Source organism: Bradyrhizobium sp. AUGA SZCCT0176, from assembly GCF_018130145.1.
In the GTDB taxonomy this organism is placed as follows: domain Bacteria; phylum Pseudomonadota; class Alphaproteobacteria; order Rhizobiales; family Xanthobacteraceae; genus Bradyrhizobium.
Map to the genome: position 1 here is coordinate 215,777 of NZ_JAFCMB010000009.1, position 22,713 is coordinate 238,489.

The 22,713-nt window shown below is 62.8% G+C and carries 16 protein-coding genes; 9 read left to right on the forward strand and 7 right to left on the reverse strand.

Annotation, left to right across the window (positions count from 1 at the left end; all coding sequences use genetic code 11):
- Nucleotides 1-63 precede the first annotated feature (63 nt).
- The 4 genes from JQ600_RS22310 (at nucleotide 64) to JQ600_RS22325 (ending at nucleotide 5,876) form a co-directional block, all read left to right on the forward strand.
- The gene (locus JQ600_RS22310; protein WP_212035385.1) at nucleotides 64-1,308 is read left to right on the forward strand and encodes an ABC transporter substrate-binding protein; all 1,245 of its coding nucleotides are present in this window, start codon (nucleotides 64-66) and stop codon (nucleotides 1,306-1,308) included.
- An 84-nt stretch (nucleotides 1,309-1,392) separates the two neighbouring features.
- Nucleotides 1,393-2,268: a branched-chain amino acid ABC transporter permease gene (locus JQ600_RS22315; RefSeq protein WP_212385853.1), complete on the forward strand. Its 876-nt coding sequence runs from the start codon at nucleotides 1,393-1,395 to the stop codon at nucleotides 2,266-2,268.
- Complete coding sequence (locus JQ600_RS22320; protein ID WP_212385852.1) at nucleotides 2,265-4,802, forward strand: branched-chain amino acid ABC transporter ATP-binding protein/permease; 2,538 nt, start codon at nucleotides 2,265-2,267, stop codon at nucleotides 4,800-4,802. Before JQ600_RS22315 ends, JQ600_RS22320 begins: the two co-directional genes overlap by 4 nt.
- A gap of 114 nt (nucleotides 4,803-4,916) precedes the next feature.
- Nucleotides 4,917-5,876 (forward strand): sugar ABC transporter substrate-binding protein, encoded by a 960-nt coding sequence (locus tag JQ600_RS22325; RefSeq protein ID WP_212385851.1) that lies wholly within the window; start codon nucleotides 4,917-4,919, stop codon nucleotides 5,874-5,876.
- Nucleotides 5,877-5,934: 58 nt separating this feature from the next.
- Here JQ600_RS22325 and hemC read toward each other — a convergent pair whose 3' ends face one another.
- Nucleotides 5,935-6,924 (reverse strand): hydroxymethylbilane synthase, encoded by a 990-nt coding sequence (gene hemC, locus JQ600_RS22330; protein WP_212466795.1) that lies wholly within the window; start codon nucleotides 6,922-6,924, stop codon nucleotides 5,935-5,937.
- A gap of 991 nt (nucleotides 6,925-7,915) precedes the next feature.
- Between hemC and JQ600_RS22335 the strand changes: the two genes are divergently transcribed.
- The 3 genes from JQ600_RS22335 to JQ600_RS22345 all read left to right on the forward strand — a co-directional run bounded on the left by JQ600_RS22335 (nucleotide 7,916) and on the right by JQ600_RS22345 (nucleotide 12,275).
- Nucleotides 7,916-9,166 (forward strand): multidrug effflux MFS transporter, encoded by a 1,251-nt coding sequence (locus JQ600_RS22335; protein ID WP_312010852.1) that lies wholly within the window; start codon nucleotides 7,916-7,918, stop codon nucleotides 9,164-9,166.
- A 176-nt stretch (nucleotides 9,167-9,342) separates the two neighbouring features.
- Complete coding sequence (locus tag JQ600_RS22340; protein WP_212490096.1) at nucleotides 9,343-9,495, forward strand: hypothetical protein; 153 nt, start codon at nucleotides 9,343-9,345, stop codon at nucleotides 9,493-9,495.
- A gap of 785 nt (nucleotides 9,496-10,280) precedes the next feature.
- Nucleotides 10,281-12,275 carry an AI-2E family transporter gene (locus JQ600_RS22345; protein WP_212385848.1) on the forward strand — a complete coding sequence of 665 codons (1,995 nt, stop codon included), beginning with the start codon at nucleotides 10,281-10,283 and terminating at the stop codon, nucleotides 12,273-12,275.
- Here JQ600_RS22345 and JQ600_RS22350 read toward each other — a convergent pair.
- The 3 genes from JQ600_RS22350 to JQ600_RS22360 form a co-directional block, all read right to left on the reverse strand.
- Entirely contained in the window at nucleotides 12,262-13,134 is an 873-nt protein-coding gene (locus JQ600_RS22350) for an alpha/beta fold hydrolase (RefSeq protein ID WP_212385847.1), read from the reverse strand. The genes JQ600_RS22345 and JQ600_RS22350 overlap by 14 nt on opposite strands.
- 59 nt (nucleotides 13,135-13,193) lie before the next feature.
- Nucleotides 13,194-13,634: an SgcJ/EcaC family oxidoreductase gene (locus JQ600_RS22355; protein ID WP_212264174.1), complete on the reverse strand. Its 441-nt coding sequence runs from the start codon at nucleotides 13,632-13,634 to the stop codon at nucleotides 13,194-13,196.
- 99 nt (nucleotides 13,635-13,733) lie between these two features.
- A complete protein-coding gene (locus tag JQ600_RS22360) occupies nucleotides 13,734-14,795 on the reverse strand; it encodes a ketopantoate reductase family protein (protein ID WP_212264175.1) in 1,062 nt (353 codons plus the stop codon).
- Nucleotides 14,796-14,999: 204 nt separating this feature from the next.
- On the opposite strand from JQ600_RS22360, the gene garD reads away from it, so the two are divergent.
- Both garD and JQ600_RS22370 read left to right on the forward strand, forming a co-directional pair.
- Nucleotides 15,000-16,535, forward strand: a complete 1,536-nt coding sequence (garD, locus tag JQ600_RS22365) for a galactarate dehydratase (RefSeq protein ID WP_312010857.1) — start codon at nucleotides 15,000-15,002, stop codon at nucleotides 16,533-16,535.
- Between the two features lie 321 nt (nucleotides 16,536-16,856).
- On the forward strand, nucleotides 16,857-18,590 hold the full coding sequence (locus JQ600_RS22370; protein ID WP_212385844.1) for a glycosyltransferase family 39 protein: 1,734 nt from the start codon (nucleotides 16,857-16,859) through the stop codon (nucleotides 18,588-18,590).
- A gap of 131 nt (nucleotides 18,591-18,721) precedes the next feature.
- Here the strand turns inward: JQ600_RS22370 and JQ600_RS22375 are convergent, their stop codons facing one another.
- Genes JQ600_RS22375 through JQ600_RS22385 form a run of 3 tightly spaced genes read right to left on the reverse strand, consistent with a single transcriptional unit; the run spans nucleotide 18,722 to nucleotide 22,627 of the window.
- Entirely contained in the window at nucleotides 18,722-19,336 is a 615-nt protein-coding gene (locus JQ600_RS22375; protein WP_249136023.1) for a 2-dehydro-3-deoxy-6-phosphogalactonate aldolase, read from the reverse strand.
- A 37-nt stretch (nucleotides 19,337-19,373) separates the two neighbouring features.
- Complete coding sequence (locus JQ600_RS22380) at nucleotides 19,374-20,297, reverse strand: 2-dehydro-3-deoxygalactonokinase (RefSeq protein ID WP_212385842.1); 924 nt, start codon at nucleotides 20,295-20,297, stop codon at nucleotides 19,374-19,376.
- A complete protein-coding gene (locus JQ600_RS22385) occupies nucleotides 20,294-22,627 on the reverse strand; it encodes a xanthine dehydrogenase family protein molybdopterin-binding subunit (protein WP_212385841.1) in 2,334 nt (777 codons plus the stop codon). The genes JQ600_RS22380 and JQ600_RS22385 overlap by 4 nt, the downstream gene beginning before the upstream one ends.
- Nucleotides 22,628-22,713 lie beyond the last annotated feature (86 nt).

Consider the following 22,713-nt stretch of genomic DNA (forward strand, 5'->3'; position numbering starts at 1 on the left):
ATCCTCGCATAGCGAGAATCGGAGGCAGGACGTCGTGACGCGCCCCCAGGGAGGAGACCCGCCATGTTCAGCTACAGCCGACGTACTTTGTTGAAGACAGGCGCCGCGTTTGCCGGCGCTTCCGCTCTGGGATTTCCGGCGATCGTTCGCGCCCAGGCAACCCGGATCAAGATCGGACATCTCGTGCCGCTGACCGGTTTTCTCGGCGCGATCGGCAGCTACGCCCAGCTCGGCGTCAAGCTCGCCGCGGAAGAGATCAATCAATCCGGCGGCATCATGGGCAAGCAGATCGACCTGATTTCGGAAGACTCGGTCAATCCCGCGACCGCCTCGACCAAGGCCCAGCGCATGATCGAGCAGGACGGCGCCGTGGTGCTGCTCGGCGAAATCTCCTCGGCCTCCTCGCTGACCATCATGCAGGTCGCCGAGCGCAACAAGAAGGTGTTCTTCTCGACCGGCGCGCGCTCCGACGCGCTGCGTGGCAAGAACTGCAACCGCTACTCGTTCCACTGCGACATTCCGAACACGGTGATGGTCAATGCCGTCGGCACCGCGCTCAATCAAAAGGGCATGGTGAAGGGCAAGAAATTCTTCACGCTGACCGCGGACTACATTTTCGGCCACGATCTGCTGAAAGCCGCAAAAACCTTCTTCGACGCCAACGGCGCCACGCTGGCCGGCGACGAACTGATCGCGACCGACGTCACCGATTTCAGCCCCTATCTGCTGAAGGTGCGGCAGGCCAAGCCGGACGTGGTGTGCTGCAACCTCGCGGGCAACCAGGTCACCAATCTGGTGAAGCAATATGCGGAGTTCGGCTTCCCCTACCCGCTGGTCGGCTTCAACCTCAACACCGGCGACGCCTGGGCCGCCGGCGAAGGCAATCTCAGCGGCACCTGGCCGACTGTCTGGTATCACACGCTCGACAACCCGGCCTCCAAGGCATTTGTCGCCGCCTTTACCCAAAAATACGGCAAGCCGCCGGAGAACCACGCCTGGATCGAATACGTCACGCTCAAGCTGCTGGCGCAGGCGATCAACGAGATCAAATCGACCGAGAGCGACGCGCTGATCGCGCATTTCGAAAAGCAGACCGAGTTCGACATCATGAAGGCGCGCAAGGGCTATTTCCGTTCCTGGGATCACCAGCTGGTGCAGGAGGCCTATCCGTTCACGGTGAAGCCGAAGGGCGAGATGAAGGACAAGTGGGACATGCTGGTGCTTGGTGACGCCGTGCCGGTCGCGGCAGAGCCGCTGGAGAAAATCTATCCGACCAAGACGCAGAATCCCTGCGAGATGAAGGCCTAACGCGCCACTTGGCGCGCTAGCCCCGTTTGGCGTGAGCGGCGCCGGCATCGACCAGCCGGCGCCGCTTTTGTTCAAGGTAGACACATGCAATTCGCGTTCTTGCTGGAACAGGTGGTGAATGGCCTCGTGCTCGGGGGCTATTATCTCCTGATCGCGCTCGGGCTGTCGCTGATCTTCAGCGTCGGCGGCGTCGTCAATCTGGCGCATGGCGCGTTCTTCGCGCTGGGGGCCTACGTCTCCGTCGAGATCACCAAGTATCTCGGCTTCGGCTCCGCCGTCGTGCTGTCGCCGATTGCGGTGGCGATGCTGGGCATCCTGTTCGAACGATACATCCTGCGCCGTTTTTACACCGCTGATCCGATCCTGAGCCTGCTGGTGACGTTCGGGCTCGCGATGGTTGCCGAACAGGCGATCCGCATCATCTGGGGCGCGCCGCCTATTTCGGCGGCGATCCCGCCTGCGCTGCGCGGCTCGGTGTTCCTCGGCGACTTCCTGTTTTCGCGATACCGCCTCCTCATTCTCGCCGTCGTGATCGGGGTGCTGGTCGCCGTATGGCTGCTGCTGCACAAAACCTCCTTCGGCCGCGTGGTGCGCGCCGGCATCCAGCGGCCCGAAATGGTCGCCGCCCTCGGCATCCGGCTGCAGCCATACATGACCGCGATCGTGATGCTCGGCGTCGGCATGGCCGCACTCGCCGGCGCGTTCTTCGCGCCGATCACCATCGTGCAGCCGGCGATGGGCGCCGACATCATCACGGTCGCCTTCGTCGTCGTCGTGATCGGCGGCCTCGGCAGTTTCTGGGGCGTGGTGATCGCAGCCCTTCTGGTCGGCGTGGTGCGCGGCATCACCATCCATTTCGAGCCCGCCGCCGGCGAGGCGTCGATGTATGTCCTGATGTTCGTGGTGCTGCTGGTGCGGCCGCGCGGGCTGTTGGGCGAGCGTATCGAGAAATTCGAATGAAGCTGTCGTCCGCCTCGAAATACCGACCGCTGCTGCTGGCGGGCCTTGCACTGATTGCGCTGCCATTCGGCATGCAGGCGCTTGGCCTGTCGCACAACACCGGGACCATGGTGGTGGCACTGGCGATCGCGACCATGGGACTCAATTTGTGCGTCGGCTACACCGGCCTCGTCTCGTTCGGCCACGGCACCTGGTTCGGCATCGGCGCCTATGCGGCGGGCCTGATCCAGCTCAACTGGTTCCCCGGCGCGATCTGGCTGCCGCTGCTGCTGTCGCTGGTCGTGGTGGCGGTCGCCTCCGCAGCCGTCGGTATAGTTATCCTGCGGCGCCGCGGCGTCTACTTCTCGCTGCTGACGCTGGCGCTGGCGGCGCTCGCCTACACCACCGCCTTCCGCTGGACCAGGGTCACCGGCGGCGAAGACGGCCTCGGCGGTCTGAAGCGCGGCAGCATCGGCGCCTTCGATCTCGACAACGCGCTCAATTATTACATCGTGGTCGCGGTGCTCAGCCTCGGCGTGCTGTATCTGTTGCTGCGGCTGGTGCGTTCGCCGTTCGGCCATGTGCTGGTGGCGATCCGCGAGAACCAGCTGCGCGCCACGTTCCAGGGCTATCCGGTCGAGCGCTACAAGCTCGGCGTCTTCGTGATCTCGGCAGTGGTCACAGGTTTTGCCGGCGGGCTGATTGGATTCCAGAATTACCTCGTCTCCGCCGAGGCGGTGTCGGTGCCGTTTTCCGGCGAACTGCTCGCGATCGTCGTGATCGGCGGGATGCGCAGCATGCTGGGGCCGGCGCTCGGCGCGCTGTTCTTCATTCTGTTCCGCGAATTGTTTTCGATCTGGACCTCGGACTGGCTGCTGTGGTTCGGGCTGATCTTCGTCGCCTTCGTGCTGTTCTCGCCGGACGGGCTGGTCGGCATCTGGGCGCGGCTGAGCAAACGCTGGTGGCCGGCGCCGGCGGAATCCGCGGCGATGAGCCGGCGCAAGATCTACGAAGGCCTGCCACTGCCGGCCTTCCTGATGCCGAAGGGGTTTTCCGGCACCGTGCTGGAAGTGAATGGCGTCTCCAGGAGCTTTGGCGGCATCCGCGCCGTCAACAATGCGAGCCTCACGGTCGGCGCCGGTGAAATCCATGCGCTGATCGGCCCGAACGGCGCCGGAAAAACCACGCTGTTCAATCTGGTCTCGGGGCTGTTTCCGACCGACAAGGGCACCATCAAGCTCAACGGCCGCGAGATCCAGGGCGTGCCGTCCGACCTGATCTGCCATCAGGGGCTGGCGCGCTCGTTCCAGATCACCAACCTGTTCAAGGGCCTGTCGATCTACGAGAATTTGCGGCTGTCGCTGCAGGCGCAGAGCGACATGCGCTTCAATTTCTGGCGCGACATCGACAGCTATGAGAGCATTCACGCCGAGACCGCGGAGCTGATCAAGTTCCTCGGCCTCGAAGGCATCGAGACCATCGAAGGCGGCGAACTGTCCTACGGCGGGCAACGGCTGGTCGATCTCGGCATCGCGCTCGGCTCCAAGCCGCAGGTGCTGCTGCTCGACGAGCCGCTGGCTGGCCTTGCCGCTGCCGAACGCGAGCGCGTTTCGAACCTCGTCAAGAACGTCGCCGCCAATATCCCCGTGCTGATCGTCGAGCACGATATCGACCGCGTGCTCGGCTTCTCGCACTCCGTCACCGTGATGAACCAGGGCGAGGTGCTGATGACGGGCCCACCCAGTGCGGTGCGTGCCGACCGCCGGGTGCAGGAAATCTATACCGGCACCGGCGTTCCCGAGGTGGAGCACAGCCGCACCGACGAAGCCAGGGAGAGCGCGGCGCAAGTCCTGCGCTTCGAAGGCGTCAACACCTTCTATGGCAAGAGCCATATCCTGCACGACGCCTCGCTCGACGTGCGCGAAGGCGAGATCGTCGCGCTGCTCGGCCGCAACGGCGCCGGCAAATCGACGCTGCTCAAGACGCTCGCCGGACTGACGCCGCTGTCGTCGGGTAGAATCGAATATGCCGGCGCCGATATCGCCCGCCTGCCCGCGCCCGATATCGCGCGCATGGGCATCGGCTATGTGCCGCAGGGGCGCGGCCTGTTCGCGGGCATGACGGTACGGGAAAATCTCTCGCTCGGACGCCTCGCGCGCAAGACCGACGGCAGCAACGGCGTGGTGTGGGACGAAGCGCAGATCCTGCAGTATTTCCCGCGGCTGGCCGAACGCATGGATGTCGCGGCCGACTATCTCTCCGGCGGCGAGCAGCAGATGGTCGCGGTGGCGCGCGCGATGTCGGGCAATGTCAAGCTGCTGCTGCTCGATGAGCCCTTTGAGGGACTGGCGCCGACCGTGATCCTCGAACTGTTCAGGGTGTTCGACCAATTGCGCCAGCACACCTCCATTGTGATCGTCGAGCACAATCTCGATCTGGTGCTGGCGCTGGCCGACCGCGTCTTCGCGCTGGAGCGCGGCGCTGTGTTCCATCAGGGACCGGCCGCGCCGCTGCTGACTGATCTTGAGTACCGGAAGAAGATTCTTTGGCTCTAACCGGTCGTCATTGCGAGGAGCGAAGCGACGAAGCAATCCATTCTTTCTTTGTCCGGTGAGATGGATTGCTTCGCTTCGTTCGCAATGACGGGGTTGATATTGAGGGAGACAACGATGCGATATCTGATGGCGACAATGCTGGCTGGATCGATGGCCCTGTTCGCGCACCACGCAAGCGCGGCCGACAACCAGATGACCATCGCCGTGTTCACCAAGAATTCGACCAACCCGGCGTATGAAGCCTTCCGCATTGCCGCCGACCAGATCGCGCGGACCAGCGGCACAAAGGTCGTGCACTTCGTGCCGAAGCAGCCTGACAATGTCGACGAACAGAAGGCGATGGTGGAGCAGGTCATCAAGGATCGGCCGGATGCGATCATCTTCATTCCCGTCGATGATGTCGCAATGATCCCTTCGGTGAAGCTGCTCAACGAAGCCAAGATTCCGGTGATATTGGTCTCCAATCCGCTGCCAGGCAGTTTTGTCACCTATGTCGGCGCCGACGATTTCGAGATCGGCTATCGCGAGGCGCGCTATCTGTTCGAGCATCTCGGCGGCAAGGGCAAGATCGTGGTCATCGAGGGCACCCCGGCCGCCCCGACCAACCGCGAGCGGCTGCGCGGTTACCAGCGCGCCTTCGGCGAATTCCCGGGCATCGAGGTGCTGGGTTCGGCGGTCGGCAATTACCAGACACCCGACGCCAGGCGCGGAATGGAGAAGCTGCTCGCCGAGCACAAGCAGATCGATGCGGTGCTGTCGGCCAATGACAGCCTGGCGCTCGGTGTGCTCGACGCGCTCAAGACCGCCAACCGGAGCGCGATCGTGATCGGCATCAACGGCATCCTGCCGGCGGTGAAACAGATCGAAGCCGGCGGCATGCTCGCGAGCGTCGACTTCAACATGTTCAAGATCGGCTGCACCGCGACGCGGGCGGCGGTGCGCCATCTCAAGCGCGAACCGCTGCCGGAAAAGGTGATGCTGCCGGCCGAGGTGATCGACAAGACCAACTACAAGGCATGGCTGGTGCCAGTCGATCAGCGCACCTGCCCGGACTGGAGCGAGGTCGTTCGCTAGATTCTTGTTTGACGCGTTTTCTTCACGCGAACCGGTACCCACTTCGCTCGAAAACGCTTTAGTGCTCTTCGGGGCGGTTGCGCGCGATGATCTCGGCGGCGCCCTTATCGAGCAATTCGAGACCGACCGCGCGGCCGAGTTCGCGGGGCCGGTCCGCTGCCGCCGTTCGCGACGCTTCGATGAAGCGCGCACCGGTTTCATCCAGCACCGCCGCCGTGAGCGTCATGTCGCTGCCGGAAATGGTCGCGTGACCCGCGATCGGCGAGTTGCAATGGCCGTTCAGCACCCACAGCACCTCGCGCTCGGCCTCGGCGCAGAGCCGCGAGGACGTGTCCTCGATGCCAGAAAGATAGCCACGCGTGAGCCAGTCCTTCTCGACGCATTCGACCGCGACGATGCCCTGGCCGACCGACGGCAGCATTTCGGTGACGGAAAAGTCATAGGCAATCCGCGACGTCATGCCGATGCGCTCGAGGCCCGAGCGTGCCATCACGAGCGCATCGGCGGGCCCGACCTCGCCACCATCGGGAAGCCGCTGCATGTCGCCGCGATCGAGTTTTGCGATCCGCGTGTCGGCGGCGCCGCGGTAATGGATCACGGTGACTTCCGGAAACAGCCGGCGCAGATAGGCGGCGCGGCGCACCGCGTTGGTGCCGATCTTGAAGCCCTTGCCGCGCGAGGCCCGAAAAGTTTCCAGCGAAAGTCCCGGACGCAGCACCAGTGAATCATTGGCGGCATCGCGCGGCAGCGTCGCTGCGATGACGAGGCCGGGCGTCTCCTCATTGCCGGGCACGTCCTTCAGCGAATGCATCGCGGCCTGCAATTCGCCGGCGCGCATGGCCTGACGGATTTCGGCGACGAACGCGCCGCCCTTGCCGCCATGGCGCAGCAGCTTGCTGGTCTGGTCCTGATCGCCACGGGTTTCGAATTTTACGATCTCAACGTTCAGCCCCGGATTGGCCGCGCGCAGCAGCCGCGCGACCTCATCCGTCTGCGCCAGCGCCATCACGCTCTTGCGCGTGCCGATGCGTAGGGGTTGGTCTGACACAGGGTCTCCGTTTCGAGGCGATCAATGGGTGGGGGATTAAAGCAAAGGGGCGGGTAAGACAATCCGCCTTCGCTCTTCGAGCTACGGCGCGACAAGTCCGCTCTCGTCGTCCCGGCCTTGAGCCGGGACCCATACGCCGCGGCGTTTGTTTTGAGAGGCGCTGTTCGTCGACCTTCTTTCCATGGCTGGTTTCGGTGGCTATGGGTCCCCCGATGCGCAATTGCGCATCTGAGATCGCGCTTCGCTTGTCCGGGACGACGAGGATATAGTTTCGCGTTCCCGCGGCGCAATGCGCCCGAGGTTTGCATGTAATCTTCACCCTTCAAAGAGAGGGCGCAGGGAATGCCGGATGCGCGCTGCACCCGCGGTCTCGCGTGCGGTTTGCACAAAACAAAGTGCACACGAGCATACAGGGCAGCGGAGAACATCCGACATTCCCTGCGCAGTGGCTTTACGGCTTATGCCGTGCTCTCCCCGGAGACGAGTTCTTGGTTGACTCCGTCGCTGCCGTTCCCGCTTGCGCTTCTCCGACAGCTTGACGCCTGCAACGGGCGCCAGGACCACACGGTTTTGCCGTACGCTCGATCCACGCCGTCGTCAGACGTGAGCCCAGCGTCCACCGCAACCCGTCCAACGTCCGTGACGACGGCCGACGCCCTTCTGAGTAGGACGGGATGAGCAAAGATATGCACCTGATTTGCCTTCTGGTAAACCGAAATATTTTTCATTTCGGGGCTTGACATGATTTCTGCAAAACAGAACTGATTTGCCCGTCGGGTCGTTTTCGTGGAAGCCGGCCACACGAAAGGGTCGGGTCCCTCCCCCTTGCGGGGGAGGGAACGCACTATGTGCTTGGCGCGACTGCGTACCGCAACCCGCAAAACCACTTCCCTACCCATACCCCATCCCTCCCCGACGGGCAGCCATCCCGGATTGGGCATTGTGCGGCGCAACAAAAGGAATAGATTCACGGCCTGAAACGAGGTCGTAAGTGTCTGAAATCAATGCCAATGCCTGGGTTTCCTCAGGCCACCGCCCGATGGGCTTCCCCGAATTCGTTATCATCATCGCCTCGATCATGGCGCTGAATCCGCTGGCGATGGACATGATGCTGCCGGCGCTGCCGAACATCCGCTCCGCGTTCCACCTCACCGACGCCAACCGCCCGCAAATGGTGCTGTCGATCTTCCTGGTCGGCTTCGGTGTCGGCCAGTTCGTGATGGGGCCGTTGTCCGACCGCTTCGGCCGCCGGCCGGTGCTGCTCGGCGGCATGACCGTTTATTTTATCGCGAGCCTGCTGGCGATCGCCGCCCCCTCGTTCGAGACGTTACTGCTGGCGCGCGCGCTGCAGGGCCTCGGTACCTCGGCCACCCGCGTCATCGCCACCTCGATCGTGCGCGACTGCTACGCCGGCCGCCGCATGGCGAGCGTGATGTCGCTGGCGATGATGGTGTTCATCGCGGTGCCCGTCATCGCGCCGTCATTCGGTCAGGCGGTGCTGATGCTGACGCAATGGCGCGGCATCTTCATCGTGCTGATGGTCTATGGCATGGTGACGCTGATCTGGAGCGCGTGGCGCATGCCGGAGACGCTACCGCTTCAGCTGCGCCGGTCGCTCGCCGTCCGCGACATCCTCGACGCCTTCCGCCAGACCGTGACCAACCGCCAGACGCTGGGCTATGCGCTGGTCTCCGGCGGCGTGCTCGGCTCGCTGTTCGCTTACGTGTTCACGTCGCAACAGGTGTTCACCGAGATCTACAAGCTCGGGCATTATTTTCCCATTGCTTTCGCAGGCATCGCGATCGGCACCGCCATCGCCGGCTTCGTCAACTCCCGCTTCGTCAATCGTCTGGGCATGCGCGTGATTTCACACGCCGCATTGCTCGGTTACGTCGCCGTATCCGGCATCATGCTGGCGGCGGTGAAATTGCAGATGCTGCCCTTGCCGCTGTTCATGGCGCTGTCGGCGCTGATGATGTTTTCGTTCGGGCTGATGATCGCCAACTTCACGGCACTGGCGATGGAGCCGCAGGGCCACATCGCCGGCACCGCCTCGTCGCTGTACGGATCGATCACCACCCTGCTCGGCATCGGCATCGGCACCACGATCGGCCAGGATTACGACGGCACGCTGCTGCCGTTCGCGACCGGCTTCTTCCTGTGCACGCTGGCGTCGCTCGGCGTCGTGCTGGTGGTGGAAAAGGGCCGGCTGTTCAGGCCGCATCAGGTGGCGGGGTACTAGCTTCGTAGGCGGGTAGAGCCAACGGATCGCGGATCGGCCGGAACCATCACGAGCCAGGCGGCTTGGTCTCCAGCAAGGGATAGCCAACACCGGTGTTCGACCAACCCGACCTCGATCCGGGGGTCTCGGGCTATCTGCCAATGCCCAGGAAATGCTGGAACAAGCGAAGGAACCGTATGGCCATCAAAAAACACGGCGTCATTATCGAAACGCCAACGGAAGCTCGCCAGGCCGAGCCTGGACCGTCGATACTGTTTTTGCTCCTCATCAGCCTGAGTATTGCCGTGGTCACTCTGGCAATTGTCTATTTCGTGTTTTTCCGATCCTGACGCTTACAATTGCATCAGCATAATTCCGGAACGATACGGAGGAACGGGCTTTACCTCTTCAGATCGAACTCAACCGATGAGATGGCTCAATGCAAACGCTACCCGTTGACCGCGCGCTGAGCATATACGGCGCCCTTGCGGACCGTTCCGAGACGAAGGGCACCCGCGAGCGTCTTTCAAGGCATCTGATGAAATTATACATCGACGGTGAAACGAACGAGCACCGCTTGACCGTGCATGGGCTGTCATACCTTCAAGAGCTGGATCGGGATAACGATTCCAGGAACTGAGGTTTTTCGGGCGTCATCCCTTTTGCGCCAGCCGCTGCTTTCGCAGTGAATTACGCCGCATGATTCTTGCCTTCGCAGCGCGGACGGCATCGGCTCTGGTCAGTTTGGTTTTCGGCAGTGATGCTCTCGAACGATCCGCGTCGTCCGAGCCGGGCATTGCAGGAAGCAACGGTGCCGGCCTCGTCGAACCGTGATCGACGGGCTGCATGTTCATTGGGCCGGCGCAGCGTGGTTTGCCTTTTTGCATACAGGAATAACGCGTTGCTGCCGGATTAGTTCGACGTCGCGGACCGCACCGGGCTGGCAACCTGCTCGCCAGAGTGCCTTCGACGAAGGCTGGTTCGCAGTTCGCAAAATGGTTCCGCGGTCTCCAGTGAATAGGCTGCCCCAACCGGTGCAACCTATGCGCCGGTCGCGCCTTGGTTCACGACTGGATATTCAGACCATTTTTCGTTGCGCCGGCATCTACTTTCCGCCCCGCCTTAGAAAGCTTCAATGAGTTTGATCACCCGAAAAGTCAGCACCGGACGCACGATGGACGAGTTGCTGGCTTTGCTGAGTGCCGTCGCCTGCTCGATCCTCGCCGCATTGTTCATTGCGGCGCTGTATTTCGGCCGAGAAATATTCGTACCCATCGCGCTGGCTATTCTTCTCAGCTTTGTGCTCGGACCGCCGGTCGGATTGCTGCAGCGAGCCCGCGTTCCCCGCGGCCTGGCGGTCGTGGGCATCGTCTTTCTGGCATTCTCCGTGATCTTCGGACTTGGCACCCTCATCGCCAATCAATTGACCCAACTGGCTGGAGACCTGCCGGTTTATCAATCGACGATGCGTGAAAAGATCAAATCAGTGCGCGGCGTCACGGCGAGCAGCGGCACCCTCGAACGTGCGGCGGATATGCTCCAGGAGTTGAGCCGGGAGCTCGACAGGCCGAAGGATGACAAATCGGTCCGCGGGGCGATCCCGCGTCTCGGCACGCCAAATGCTGCCGTCACGGCCTTGCCGATCCCAGTTGAAGTGCGTCAGCCTGACCCGGGAGCCCTGGAGAACCTGCGAACCCTGATCGCACCATTGCTAAACCCGCTTGCGACCACCGGCATCATCATCATCTTCGTCATCTTCATCCTGATCCAGCGCGAGGATCTGCGAAACCGCCTAATTCGATTGGCGGGCTCGCATGATCTGCAACGCACGACAGCGGCGCTGGACGATGCGGCGACGCGCCTCAGCCGGCTGTTTCTGGCTCAGCTGATGATCAACGCCACTTTCGGCGTGATCATCGGGGCGGGACTTACGTTAATAGGTATTCCCAGCGCGATCCTCTGGGGCATTCTGGCGGCCGTGCTTCGGTTCGTCCCCTACATCGGCACAGCCATCTCGGCGGCTTTTCCGCTGGCGTTGGCGGCCGCCGTCGATCCTGGCTGGTCGATGCTGGCATGGACCATCGTGCTTTTTCTGGGAGTCGGACCGATCATCAGCCAGGTGGTGGAGCCTCTCGCCTACGGCCAGAGCACCGGCCTTTCTCCCGTCGCCATCGTCGCTTCGGCGACGTTCTGGACCGCATTGTGGGGGCCCATCGGGCTCGTCCTTGCAACGCCCTTGACCGTTTGCCTCGTCGTCCTCGGACGTCATGTCGAGCGGCTCGAATTTCTCGACGTGATTTTTGGTGACAGGCCTGCATTGTCACCGCCGGAAATGTTCTACCAGCGAATGCTTGCCGGCGATCCGATCGAGGCGGCAGGAAAGGCCGAAGAATTCCTGAAGGAGAAATCGCTGTCTTCCTATTTCGACGAGGTCGCCCTGAGAGGCCTTCAACTGGCGCAGGCAGATGCCAAGCGCGATGCCCTGGACCAGGCGCGCATGATCAAGATTCGCGACGCCGTTACCGAGTTTGCCAGCGACCTTTCCACCCAGGATGATTCGATCCCCGAGGTGACCTCGCCGACCATGGATGCGGAGGCGGCGGCCGCGGTCGAAACCGTCCCGGATGCCGCGATATCAAGCAATTTGCCGGTCGTGCAAAAGGCCGATCTACCGCCCAGCTGGCAGGGAGAAGCGCCGGTGCTCTGCCTGGCCGGACGCACCCCGCTCGACGAAGCCGCAGCGGTGCTGTTTGCGCAGCTTTCCAACGCGCATGGCCTCGGTGCACGGGTCGAGCCTGCGGACGCACTTTCGTCGACCAGGATCGTGCAGCTGGATTTCACCGGTGTCGCGATCGTCTGCCTGTCCTATCTCGACGCCAGCAGTCCCGCCCATATGCGCTACTCGGTTCGGCGCCTGCGTCGCCAATTGCCAAAGGCCACGATCATCATGCTCGGTTGCTGGGCCGAGAACCTCGACAAGGAATCGCTGGAAGAACTGCGGGAGGCGGCTAAGGCCGACATCGCCGCGGGGAACTTGCGTGAAGCGATGATGATCTGCCGGACGGCTGCCGGCGTGGAGGAAATCGATGAACCGCCGGGCCTTGCTACACCAGCCCTCAAGATTGCGTAAGAAACCGCTGGATCAACCCGAGCACCTCATCCGGTCTGTCGTGCTGCAGCCAGTGGCCGGCGCCGGCGATCTTGGCGAGTTCGGCGTGCTTGAAATGCGACATCACACCGGCCTTCTCGGGATCGGGCAGAAAGCTTTCGCTGGCCGCGACCAGCAGCGTCGGGCAGGCGATGCGTGACCACAGCCCGATATTGTCTTCGAGCGACAGCCGGTACGGCGCCCGCGCGCGCAAATAGGGATCGTACTTCCAGCTGAAACTGCCGTCGTCGTTGCGCTTCATGCCGTGGGTGGCCAGATGCATCGCCTGCTCACGCGTCAGCCGCGGGTTGCGGCCGACGATCCGATCGGCGCCGTCGGCCACGGTCTGATAGCGATGGATTTTCCGCTGCGCCAGCTTGTCGAGGTCGCCGGCCCAATCCGATATCCTGACGTCGGCGGGTTTGGGGCGCCGCGCCGGAAAATTGGTCACGCCGTCGAGCACGACCAGCTTTGAAACACGCTCCGGAAAAGCCCCGGCATAGGTCAGGCTGACCATGCCGCCCATCGAATGGCCGACGATGGCGACCTTGTCAAAACCTTCCGCTTTCGCGAGGCCGGTCAGATCGTAGACGTGATCGGCAAGGCTGTAACTGGAGCCGGAAGCCCAGCCGGAATCGCCATGGCCGCGCAAATCGGGCGCCACGACGTGATAATCCGCAGCCAGCGCCCGTGCCAGATAGTCCCAGCTGCGGGAGTGATCGAGGCCGCCATGCACCAGCAGCAGTGGCGGCGCCTGCGCGTTACCCCAATCCGTAAAATGAAGCTTGAGCCCCTGCGACTGAAAATAGCGCGACTGCGGCGCGTCCGATGCGATGTCCATCGGGAATACTTAAAGGCTGGCGCAGCAGAGGTCCAGCGTCGCACCAATACGTGAGCCGCCTATTGAGGCATGGCCGACCGATGGAAATGCACGATCTGCCAATCGGCGCCGCGCTTTGCCACCACGAAAGTGACCCGTCCCGATGCGCTGATCGGGGTTCCGTCTTTGACACGAGTCGTCGTATCGAGACCGGTAACCAGCACGGCGTTGTCAGAGAGCACCATCGAATCATAGCTGTTGAGGGTCGCCCCTCTCGGCCGGTTGTTGAGAAGCGCGGCTTCAAAATAGGTTCTGATACCCTCGGGCTTGGTCACGACTGCCTTGCTTCCGGTCCCCATGAACAGCGCGTCCGGCGCATAAAGTTTGACGATCGCGTCAACGTCCGACGCTGTGAATGCCTTGGCCCATCTATCGATGATCTGAAGCGCATCTGTTTTTGAATCCGCAGCCGCCGTCGAAATCGAAGCCATCAAAATAAACCCATAGAGAAAGAGACGCATGGCACACCTCCCAATATCTCAGGCGATGGAGGTTACGACAACTCAGGGAAAATCATAGCCCCATGATAGGCGGTGGTGTTGATCGCAATGGCGTGGGGCTCAGTTCAACCGCAGCTCGGTGATGTGCCGCGGATCCGGCTTCAGCTCGCCCCGTTCGACGCGCATCACGATGTCGGTCAGCGCGGCATTGGCACGGCACGCAAGCCCGACCTTCTCGCCCTCATCAACCACAAAGCCGTTGATGAATTCGATCTCGGTGCGCCGGCCCTTCTGCATGTCCTGGCCCATCGAGGGACGTTGCCCTGATGCCGTGCGCTTGCCGTCCGCAAAACGCTGCTCGTCGCAGGCGCGCATCGCCGCCTCGTCACCCTCGCCGGCCAGCGCGATGGTCTCCGGCGCCAGATGCAGGATCTCTTCCAGCTGATAGCCATGCGCCTGGCCGACGCGAATGGCTTCGCTGCCGAGCCGGGTGGAGAAGCGGCGGATCGGCTCGCTTTCCAGCATCTGGCCGCCGGTCATGCCGGTGCAGGCGGAAAGCCCGTTGCCCATCGCATTGGCGACCAGCTTGGACCAGCGCTCGCCCCACAGATTGCTGGTCACCTTGGCGCTGTCGGTGTAGCCGACCAGGCGGCAGATTTCCTCCGCCCGTGGCGTGATGCGGCCGTGCACTTCGCCGGCGCGAAATACCGTGTGCGCGGCACCGTGCTTGCCGGCGCCGCGGTGGATGTGGCCGGGCTCCGGCAAATTGACCGTGATGCTGCTGGCGATGCAGCCGAGCGTCTTGCCCCAGCCGACGATGCCGGCGATGGTTTCTTCATTCATGCAGTTCTGCAGTGACACGACATAGCCGTCCGGTGCCAGATATTGCCGAATCAGCATGGTGGCCCAGGCGGTGTCGTAGGATTTCATGCAGACGAAGGCGATGTCGACCGGCGCCTCCTTCGCAAGCTGCTGCGCGTCCGTGACGTGCAGCGCGCGCACCGGAACCGAGAACTCCGGAACATCCATCGCGTGGGTGACGCGCAGGCCGTGCTTTCGCATATGCTCGACATGCTCGGGCCAGGGATCGATGAACGTCACGTCCTCGCCCGCCTGCACCATGTGGGCGCCGGCATATCCGCCGACGGCGCCGGCTCCGACGATCGCTATCTTCTTGCCCATGCTTTCCCCTTCGTTTTCTCTTTTTCTTACTGGCGAGGCTAGCGCACCGGAAGGCCTCCCCACAATGGCCGAACGCATGCGGCAGCCGAGCGCCGCTATGACGTCATGGTGCATGAGTTTCATATATTCCCCAAAACCGCCTATACTCGCCCGAGTCTGGCGCTGGATGCGACGGGTGCAACAAGGAGATTTTTCGTGACGGGAATTGCGACGCCGCAGGCCTTTGAGCCGCGCTACATCCGGCTCGACCCCAACGACAATGTCGCGATCGTGGTCAACGATCTTGGGCTGCCGGCGAAGAGCCGGTTTGCCTGCGGTCTCGAGCTGCGCACCTTCGTGCCGCAGGGCCACAAGGTGGCGCTGTCGGACATTGCGCCGGGCGCGCCGATCCGCCGCTACAACGAGGTGATCGGCACCGCGGCACGGCCGATCCTGGCCGGGGAATGGGTCGACGAGGCGCGCATCGACATGCCGACGCCGCCCGAACTCGACAGGCTCGAACTCGCCACCGCCGTCCCTGCCCCGCAGGCCCCGCTTGAAGGCTATACGTTCGAAGGCTTTCGCAATCCCGACGGTTCGGTTGGCACCAAGAACGTGCTGGCGATCTCGACCAGTGTGCAATGCGTCGCCGGCACGCTGCAGTTTGCGATCAAGCGCATCAAGGCCGAACTGCTGCCGAAATATCCCAATGTCGATGACGTCGTCGGGCTGACGCATAATTACGGCTGCGGCGTCGCGATCAATGCGCCGCTGGCGATCGTGCCGATACGCACCCTGCAGAACCTGGCGTTGAACCCGAATTTCGGCGGCGAAGTCATGGTGGTCGGCCTCGGCTGCGAAAAGCTCGTGCCCGAGCGGCTGCTCCCGGAAGGAACAGACAGCAGCGTGGTGCGGATGCAGGACGAAGCGTTCGACGGGTTTGGCGCCATCGTCGACGCCGTCATGGAAATGGCGGACGCGCGGCTTGCCGTGCTCAATGCGCGCCGCCGCGAAACCTGCCCCGCCTCCGACCTCGTGATCGGCCTGCAATGCGGCGGCTCGGACGCCTTTTCCGGGGTGACCGCCAATCCTGCGCTCGGCTTCGCTGCCGATCTATTGGTGCGTGCCGGCGCCGCCGTGATGTTTTCCGAAGTCACGGAAGTGCGCGACGCCATTCATCTGTTGACGCGGCGCGCCGCCAATGAGGACGTCGGCCGCGCGCTGATCCGCGAAATGGACTGGTATGACGGCTATCTCGCCAAGGGCGACGCCGACCGCAGCGCCAACACCACGCCCGGCAACAAGAAGGGCGGGCTCGCCAATATCGTGGAGAAGTCACTCGGCTCGATCGTCAAGTCCGGCACCAGCGCCATCGTCGACGTACTGGCGCCGGGCGAGCGTGTGCGAACCAAAGGCATGATCTTCGCGGCCACGCCCGCCAGCGACTTCATCTGCGGCACGCTGCAGCTTGCGTCGGGAATGACGTTGCAGGTGTTCACGACCGGCCGCGGCACGCCCTATGGCCTCGCTGCCGCCCCGGTCATCAAGGTATCGACGCGCACCGAACTGGCGCGGCGCTGGAAGGACCTCATCGACTTCGACGCCGGCCGCATCGCCACCGGCGAAGCGACGATCGAGGAAACCGGCTGGGACCTGTTCCGCCTGATCCTCGACGTCGCGAGCGGCCGCACCAAGGTGTGGTCCGACCGTTGGGGCATTCACAACGATCTCACGCTGTTCACGCCGGGACCGGTGACCTGAGGCGCGTCCACTTCGTCGCAAGTTGCCATTAGGCCTGCGTTAACCATTGCGCCGGGCGATTGCGCCTGGCTCGCGATTGGGCCGTTGCGCCCGGCGCTTCAAATCATGCGATTTAAGCGAACATTACGGAATCTAGCATAGGCAAAAGGGCAGCGCGCATTGGTCGGCGTCATTGAGGAGCCCTGTTTTGCAGCCCTTCCCGAGAGTTACTGGCCGCCATTATTTGCAATTTTCGTATTGGCTTCCGTCGCGCTGTCCTACCATTGCAGTGGAACAGCGAGAGCGCCTGAATCGCATGCGTGACGCGCAAGGGATCTAGCCATGAATGCGGACAGCGTTGACGTGCTGGGTGTTCGACAAAGGAGAATGTTGCCGCGATCTCGCTGGCTCGCTCTGCTGGGACTGGGTTTTGCGTTTGTACTTATTGTGCCATGGCTGCAACGAGCCCTCTGGTTGACACCATGTCCTGGCCGGATCGCGGGCGACTGCGCAGGTGAGTTGGACGACCTGCGCTGGACGTTCGCCATCGAAACCGGGCTCTGCATCGGTGTCATTGTGATCGGCGCAGCAATCAGCTCTGTTGGCGAGGTTGGTCGAATAACCGGGAAGATCGTTTCCTGGATCGGGACACGGACGAATTGGTGCATATCCGTGACCGTCATCGCCGCGCTGCTGCTGCCGTTGGCAGTGGCCTACTTCATCCTGGACCGGTTTCCGAATTCCGGCGACGAGGACTGCTATCTGTTTCAGGCGCGCGCGTTTGCTGGATTTCGATTGTGGGAAGCCCCGCCAATCCTGGGGACGGATTTGATCCCGTTCCGCACCTATCTCTTCGAATCCAAATGGGTCAGCCAGTCCCCACCGGCATGGCCGATGGTGCTCTCGGCAGGGATGCTGCTGGGAATACCGCCATGGACGGTAAATGCCTTGCTGGGTGGAGGCAGCGTCGTGGCGCTTGCCGCGTTTTGCCGGCGTGTCGGTAATCCATCCGCGGCTGTCGTTGCGGCGGCGCTTTTTGCGCTGACCCCGTTCTACGTCATGAACGCGGCTTCGTATTTTCCGCACGTCCTCTCGTCACTGCTGATCCTGTCGTTCTGCCTCTGCCTGCTGCCGGATGGTGAGACTCCGCGGGGGCACAGGCTGGTCGCGGCGGGAGCCATCGTCGGTTTGCTGGGGGCGACACGCTATTTCGACGTGTTGCCGCTGATTCCGGCGACGCTGTTGTGGTTGACCCGGCAGCGGCGGAACGCATGGCCGCGCCTGATCGGACTTCTGGCGGCAGGACTTATCCCGGTACTGCTGCTGCTGATGCTCTATCATTATCTGATCACCGGCAGCCCGTTCCGCACCGCATATTACGTCATCAACACGCCGGAAGTATCCAATATTTTCGTAAGCCTCGACCCCTTGCGGATCTTCAATGGGGTGGCGATAACCGCGGGTCGCCTGATCGAACTTGCGTTGTGGACGTCGCCGGTTTTGCTGATCGTGTATTGTTGTTGCCTCGTACTCAAATTCAAGGACCGCAAGGTCGCCTATTACGATCTGATTTTTCCGGGCTTCGTGCTGGCCTATGTGATTTACGCCGATTTCGGCGGCAACCGCTATGGTCCTCGCTTTTACTTCGATGCGTTCCCTCTGATGATGGTCACCATCGTTTCGGCGCTCCCTTCAGTCACCGCGAGACTGGAGCGGTCGACGGATCGCGCGATGCTGCCGCTCGCTCCGATTGCCTGCGTGCTGTATCTAGTTGGCATCTGGCCGCTGGTGCTGACGGCCTTCCAGTTCCAGGTGTTTTCGCGCCAGGAGCCGTTTCGGTTGGTGCAGCAAGCCGTGACCGGGAAGGCGATCGTCATTCACGACACCTCCAGCGGCCTCGGCATGCATGATTGGGACCTCGTGCGCAATCCGCCATCCATGGACGCGGCCATTCTTCATGCCCGTGTGGGGACCGATGTCGGCGCGCTGCGCAAAGCGTTCCCCGACCGGTCGATCTGGCGCTACAGTCGCCACGATCCAAAGCAGCCTGGTCAGCTGATTCGTGTCACGCCGTAGTTGCCTCTGGGTTCTGTCCCGGAAATTCGCTGACAAAGTCGCGCGCGTTACTGAAGGATGGAGTCGGCGGTGGCGATCCACACGGATGGCGCGTTGGGCGATGAGGGCGAAGCCCGGAGCCGTTCGCTGAATTATTTCTGTTCCCGCATCGCCAAATCGTACGCGCGGATCGTCGCCTTGGCGCGTTCTGCAACTTCGGCTGCGGTCATTCCCGGCTTGTAAAGGCTGGTGCCGAGACCGAACGCGTGAATGCCGGCTTTGGTGTACTCCGCAAAATTCTTGTCGGAGATCCCGCCGACGGCAGCGATCATCAGACCTGCGGGAAGAACGGCACGTATCGCCGTGATGCCCGACGCGCCAAGGACGCCGGCCGGAAAGAATTTCAGCGCGGAAGCCCCTGCCTTCGCCGCCAGCAGCGCCTCCGTCGCGGTAAACACACCGGGCATCGTGACCATGCCGCGGTCCCAGGCGGCGGCGATGACATCAGGGTCGACGTTGGGGGACACCATCAGCCGCCCGCCGACGTCATGAAGCCGCTCGACATCCTCTGATGTCAGCACGGTACCCGCACCGATCAGGATATCGGCGGGGGATTTCTTGACCGCGATCTCGATGGAGCGGAACGGATCCGGGGAGTTGAGTGGAATCTCAATCGCCGTCATGCCGTGTTCGATCAACACGTCGACGATGCCCTCGGCCTCTTCGGGCTTCACGCCGCGCAGGATCGCGACGAGCGGACGCTTCATCGGCGGGAATGGAACAGGGGTCACGCGTTTGATCCTTCTATAAAGTCCAGATGGACGTGGCAGCCAAGGACTTGGCAGCCAAGGCAAGACCGCGTCGGACCGCATCATCGGAATCGATGGATTGGACCGCAACGGAAAGGCTGTCAAACGCCAATCGATACAGCGCCTCGAGCCTGCCGGACGCAACCAGGGTGATGTCGCGCCTCGACCGATCGCCAGCCAGTCCCGCCGACAGTTCGAGGCCGATCAGGGTTCCTGATATCTTCTCGCGAGCCGAGGCAGGACCGCCCCCGAATAGAAGCTGACCCGAGCGCACCTGGAACAACAAATTGGCCGCGAATGCAGGCGTCTCAAAGGCGGCAACGACAGCCGATTTGAAGGCCTGGGTATCCACGGCTTCGTCCGCGTTCGCTACGGCTAGCGACAGGATCGTCCCTTGCGATACGGCGCTGAAGAGTTCGCCGGTCATGAATGTGGTGAAGCGTTCAACGGTCCCACCACGCACGCTCGCCCATTTCGAATGGGTGCCGGGCATGCAGACCAGCGCTTCACCATCTGCACCGAGAGCACCGAGAAGTTGGGTTTCTTCGCCCCGCATCACGTCCGGCGCCTTGGGGTCGCGCTGCGCGATGCCTGGAAGGATGCGGATATCACGCGACTGTTCGGGAACCGGCACGGCACGCTGCAGGATGGATGTGAGGCTTGCCGGCGTGTCGAGATATCCCGCTTCAACCCAGCCCTGCCGGGCGCCCGCCATGCCGCAGATGACGACTGGCAGGTGATCGGCGGCACCGACGGCATCGAGATGCGACTGCAACACGCTGGCAAAACCGATCTTGGCGGCCGCCATCATGCCTTCATCGCTGCGTCGTTCCGCCAGCACGTCGCCGGAACGATCCATCAGCCAAAGCCGGAAGCTGCTGGTACCCCAATCGACGGCGACATAGGCGGCCTGGCTCATTTCGAAATCCGTCCTGATGTTCGTGCTTTCTGGATGGCGCTCCACACCAGATACGGCGTCGCCGGCATGTCCAGTTCATTGATACCGAGCGGGGACAAGGCGTCGAGCACGGCGTTCATGATGGTTTGCGGCGCGGCGATGCTGCCGGCCTGCCCGGTTCCCTTCACGCCCAGCGGATTAGACTTTGTTGGCGACGATTCATTCAGACCACCGGCGAAGCTCGGCAAATCCTGCGCGCGCGGCAGCGTGTAGTCCATGAAGGAGCCGCTGAGCAGCTGCCCCTCGGGATCGAACACGATGTGCTCCAGCAGCGACTGTCCGATACCCTGCGCCACCCCGCCATGCACCTGGCTGAGCGCCACGCGCGGATTGATGAGGCGGCCGAAATCATCGACGATGGTGTAGCGATCGAGCCGCACGACGCCGGTGTCGGGATCGATCTCGACTTCCGCGACATGGCAACCGTTCGGAAAATTGTAGAGTTCGGAACTGTTGGTCGCGCTTCCCTCGAGCTCCGGCGTCAGTCCTTCCGGCAGATTGGCGGGATCCCGCGCGGCCTCGGCCACCTTGCCAATCTCGATGGCGCGCTCGGTGGATTTCACGACAAAGCGGCCATCGACGAACACCACATGGTCGGCCGGGGCCTGCAGCAGATGCGCTGAAATCAGCCGTCCCTTCTCGATCAACTTCTCGATCGCCATGACAAGCGCGGTGCCGCCCATATGCATCGAACGCGCGCCGCCATGGCCGTTGCCGCCCGGCAGAAAGTCCGTGTCGCCCTGCTGGAAGCGGAATGCATCGATCGGCAATCCCAGCAGGTCGGCCGCGACCTGCGGATAGGCGGTCTCATGACCCTGGCCGTTGGACTGCGTACCGACCGCCAGCGACACCGTGCCGTCGGCCTCGAACGCGGCCCGCGCCATTTCCAACGGCACACCGCGGGACGTTTCGAGGAAGCAGGCAATCCCGAGGCCGCGCAGCAGGCCGGCCTTGTCAGATTGCTTGCGTCGCTTGCGAAAACCGTCTCGGTCGGCAAGCGCGATCGCGTCGTCCAGATTGGCCTTGAAGCGGCCGCCGTCGATCTTCATGCCCATCGCGCTACGATGCGGAAACCTGCTGACGATGTTGCGGCGGCGCAACTTGACGGCATCGATCCCGGTTTTGATCGATGCAAGATTCACCAGCCGCTCGATCAGATAATTGGCTTCGGGCTTGCCGGCGCCGCGATAGGCGTCGATCGGCGGCGTGTTGGTGAAAGCGCCGCGCACTTCGTAAAACACCGAGGGGATGTCATAGACGCCGCCGATCGCGCTGCCGGCCGCGTTGGTGGAGCTGATCGGGCCGCTGGTCGACAGGTACGCGCCCATATTGGCGACCGCCTTCACTTCCAACGCAAGAAACCGGCCATCGGTGTCGAGCGCGAGTCGCGCGCGGGAAAAGAAATCGCGGCCATGCGCCGAGCTGACGAAATCTTCTGATCGTTCGCAGACCCAGCGCACCGGGCGGCCGAGCTTCCTTGCCGCCCACAGCACCAGCACATATTCGGGATAGACGTAGTTCTTCATCCCAAAACCGCCACCGACGTCAGGCACCACCACGCGCAAGCGCTCGAGCGGAATCTTGAAGACGGCGCTAGCTAGCACCTTGCGGGTGTCGTGGACGGCCTGACCGGTCACCGACAGCAGAAACTGATCCGTCTTGCGATCATGAAAACCGATCGCGGCGCGCGTCTCCAGCGGTGCTGCCACGACGCGGTTGTTGAACAGGTCGCATTCGACGATATGCGTAGCCTGCACCATCGCCGCGGCAACAGCTGCCGCGTCGCCCCTATGGAACAGGAAGGCGGAATTGCCCGGCGCCTCCTTCCATAGCAGTGGGGCGTCCGGCTTGAGCGCCGCGGTCGCCATGGTGACGCAGGGCCTGGGCTCATAGGCGATGTCGACCGCTTCGGCGGCCGCCACCGCCGCCTCCAGCGTCTCTGCGACAATCAGGACGACGGGATCGCCGACATGCCGCACGACATCACGGGCCAGCGCGGGGCGCGGCGGCGCGATGATCGGCTCGACCGCATCAATTGCCGTGACGCAAGGCAACTCGCCGATGCCGTCCGCCGCGAGGTCGGCTTCGGAAAGCACCGCCACGACGCCGGGGAGCGCACGGGCAACGTCCAGACTAATCCGGGTAATTCGTGCGAAGGCGTGCGGCGAGCGGACCACATGGGCGTGCAGCACATCAGCCACGTGATCATTGGCGACGTAGGTCCCGCGCCCGGTGAGGAAGCGATGATCCTCCAGCCGGTTCAGGGACTTGCCTTGATAACGCTCGCGCAACCGCTCACCTCCTTGCCGAAACACCAAGGGTTATATTGGGCGCTTGCGGGGACCGCCACCCTCCTTGCCCCGTCGAATTTGCGTTG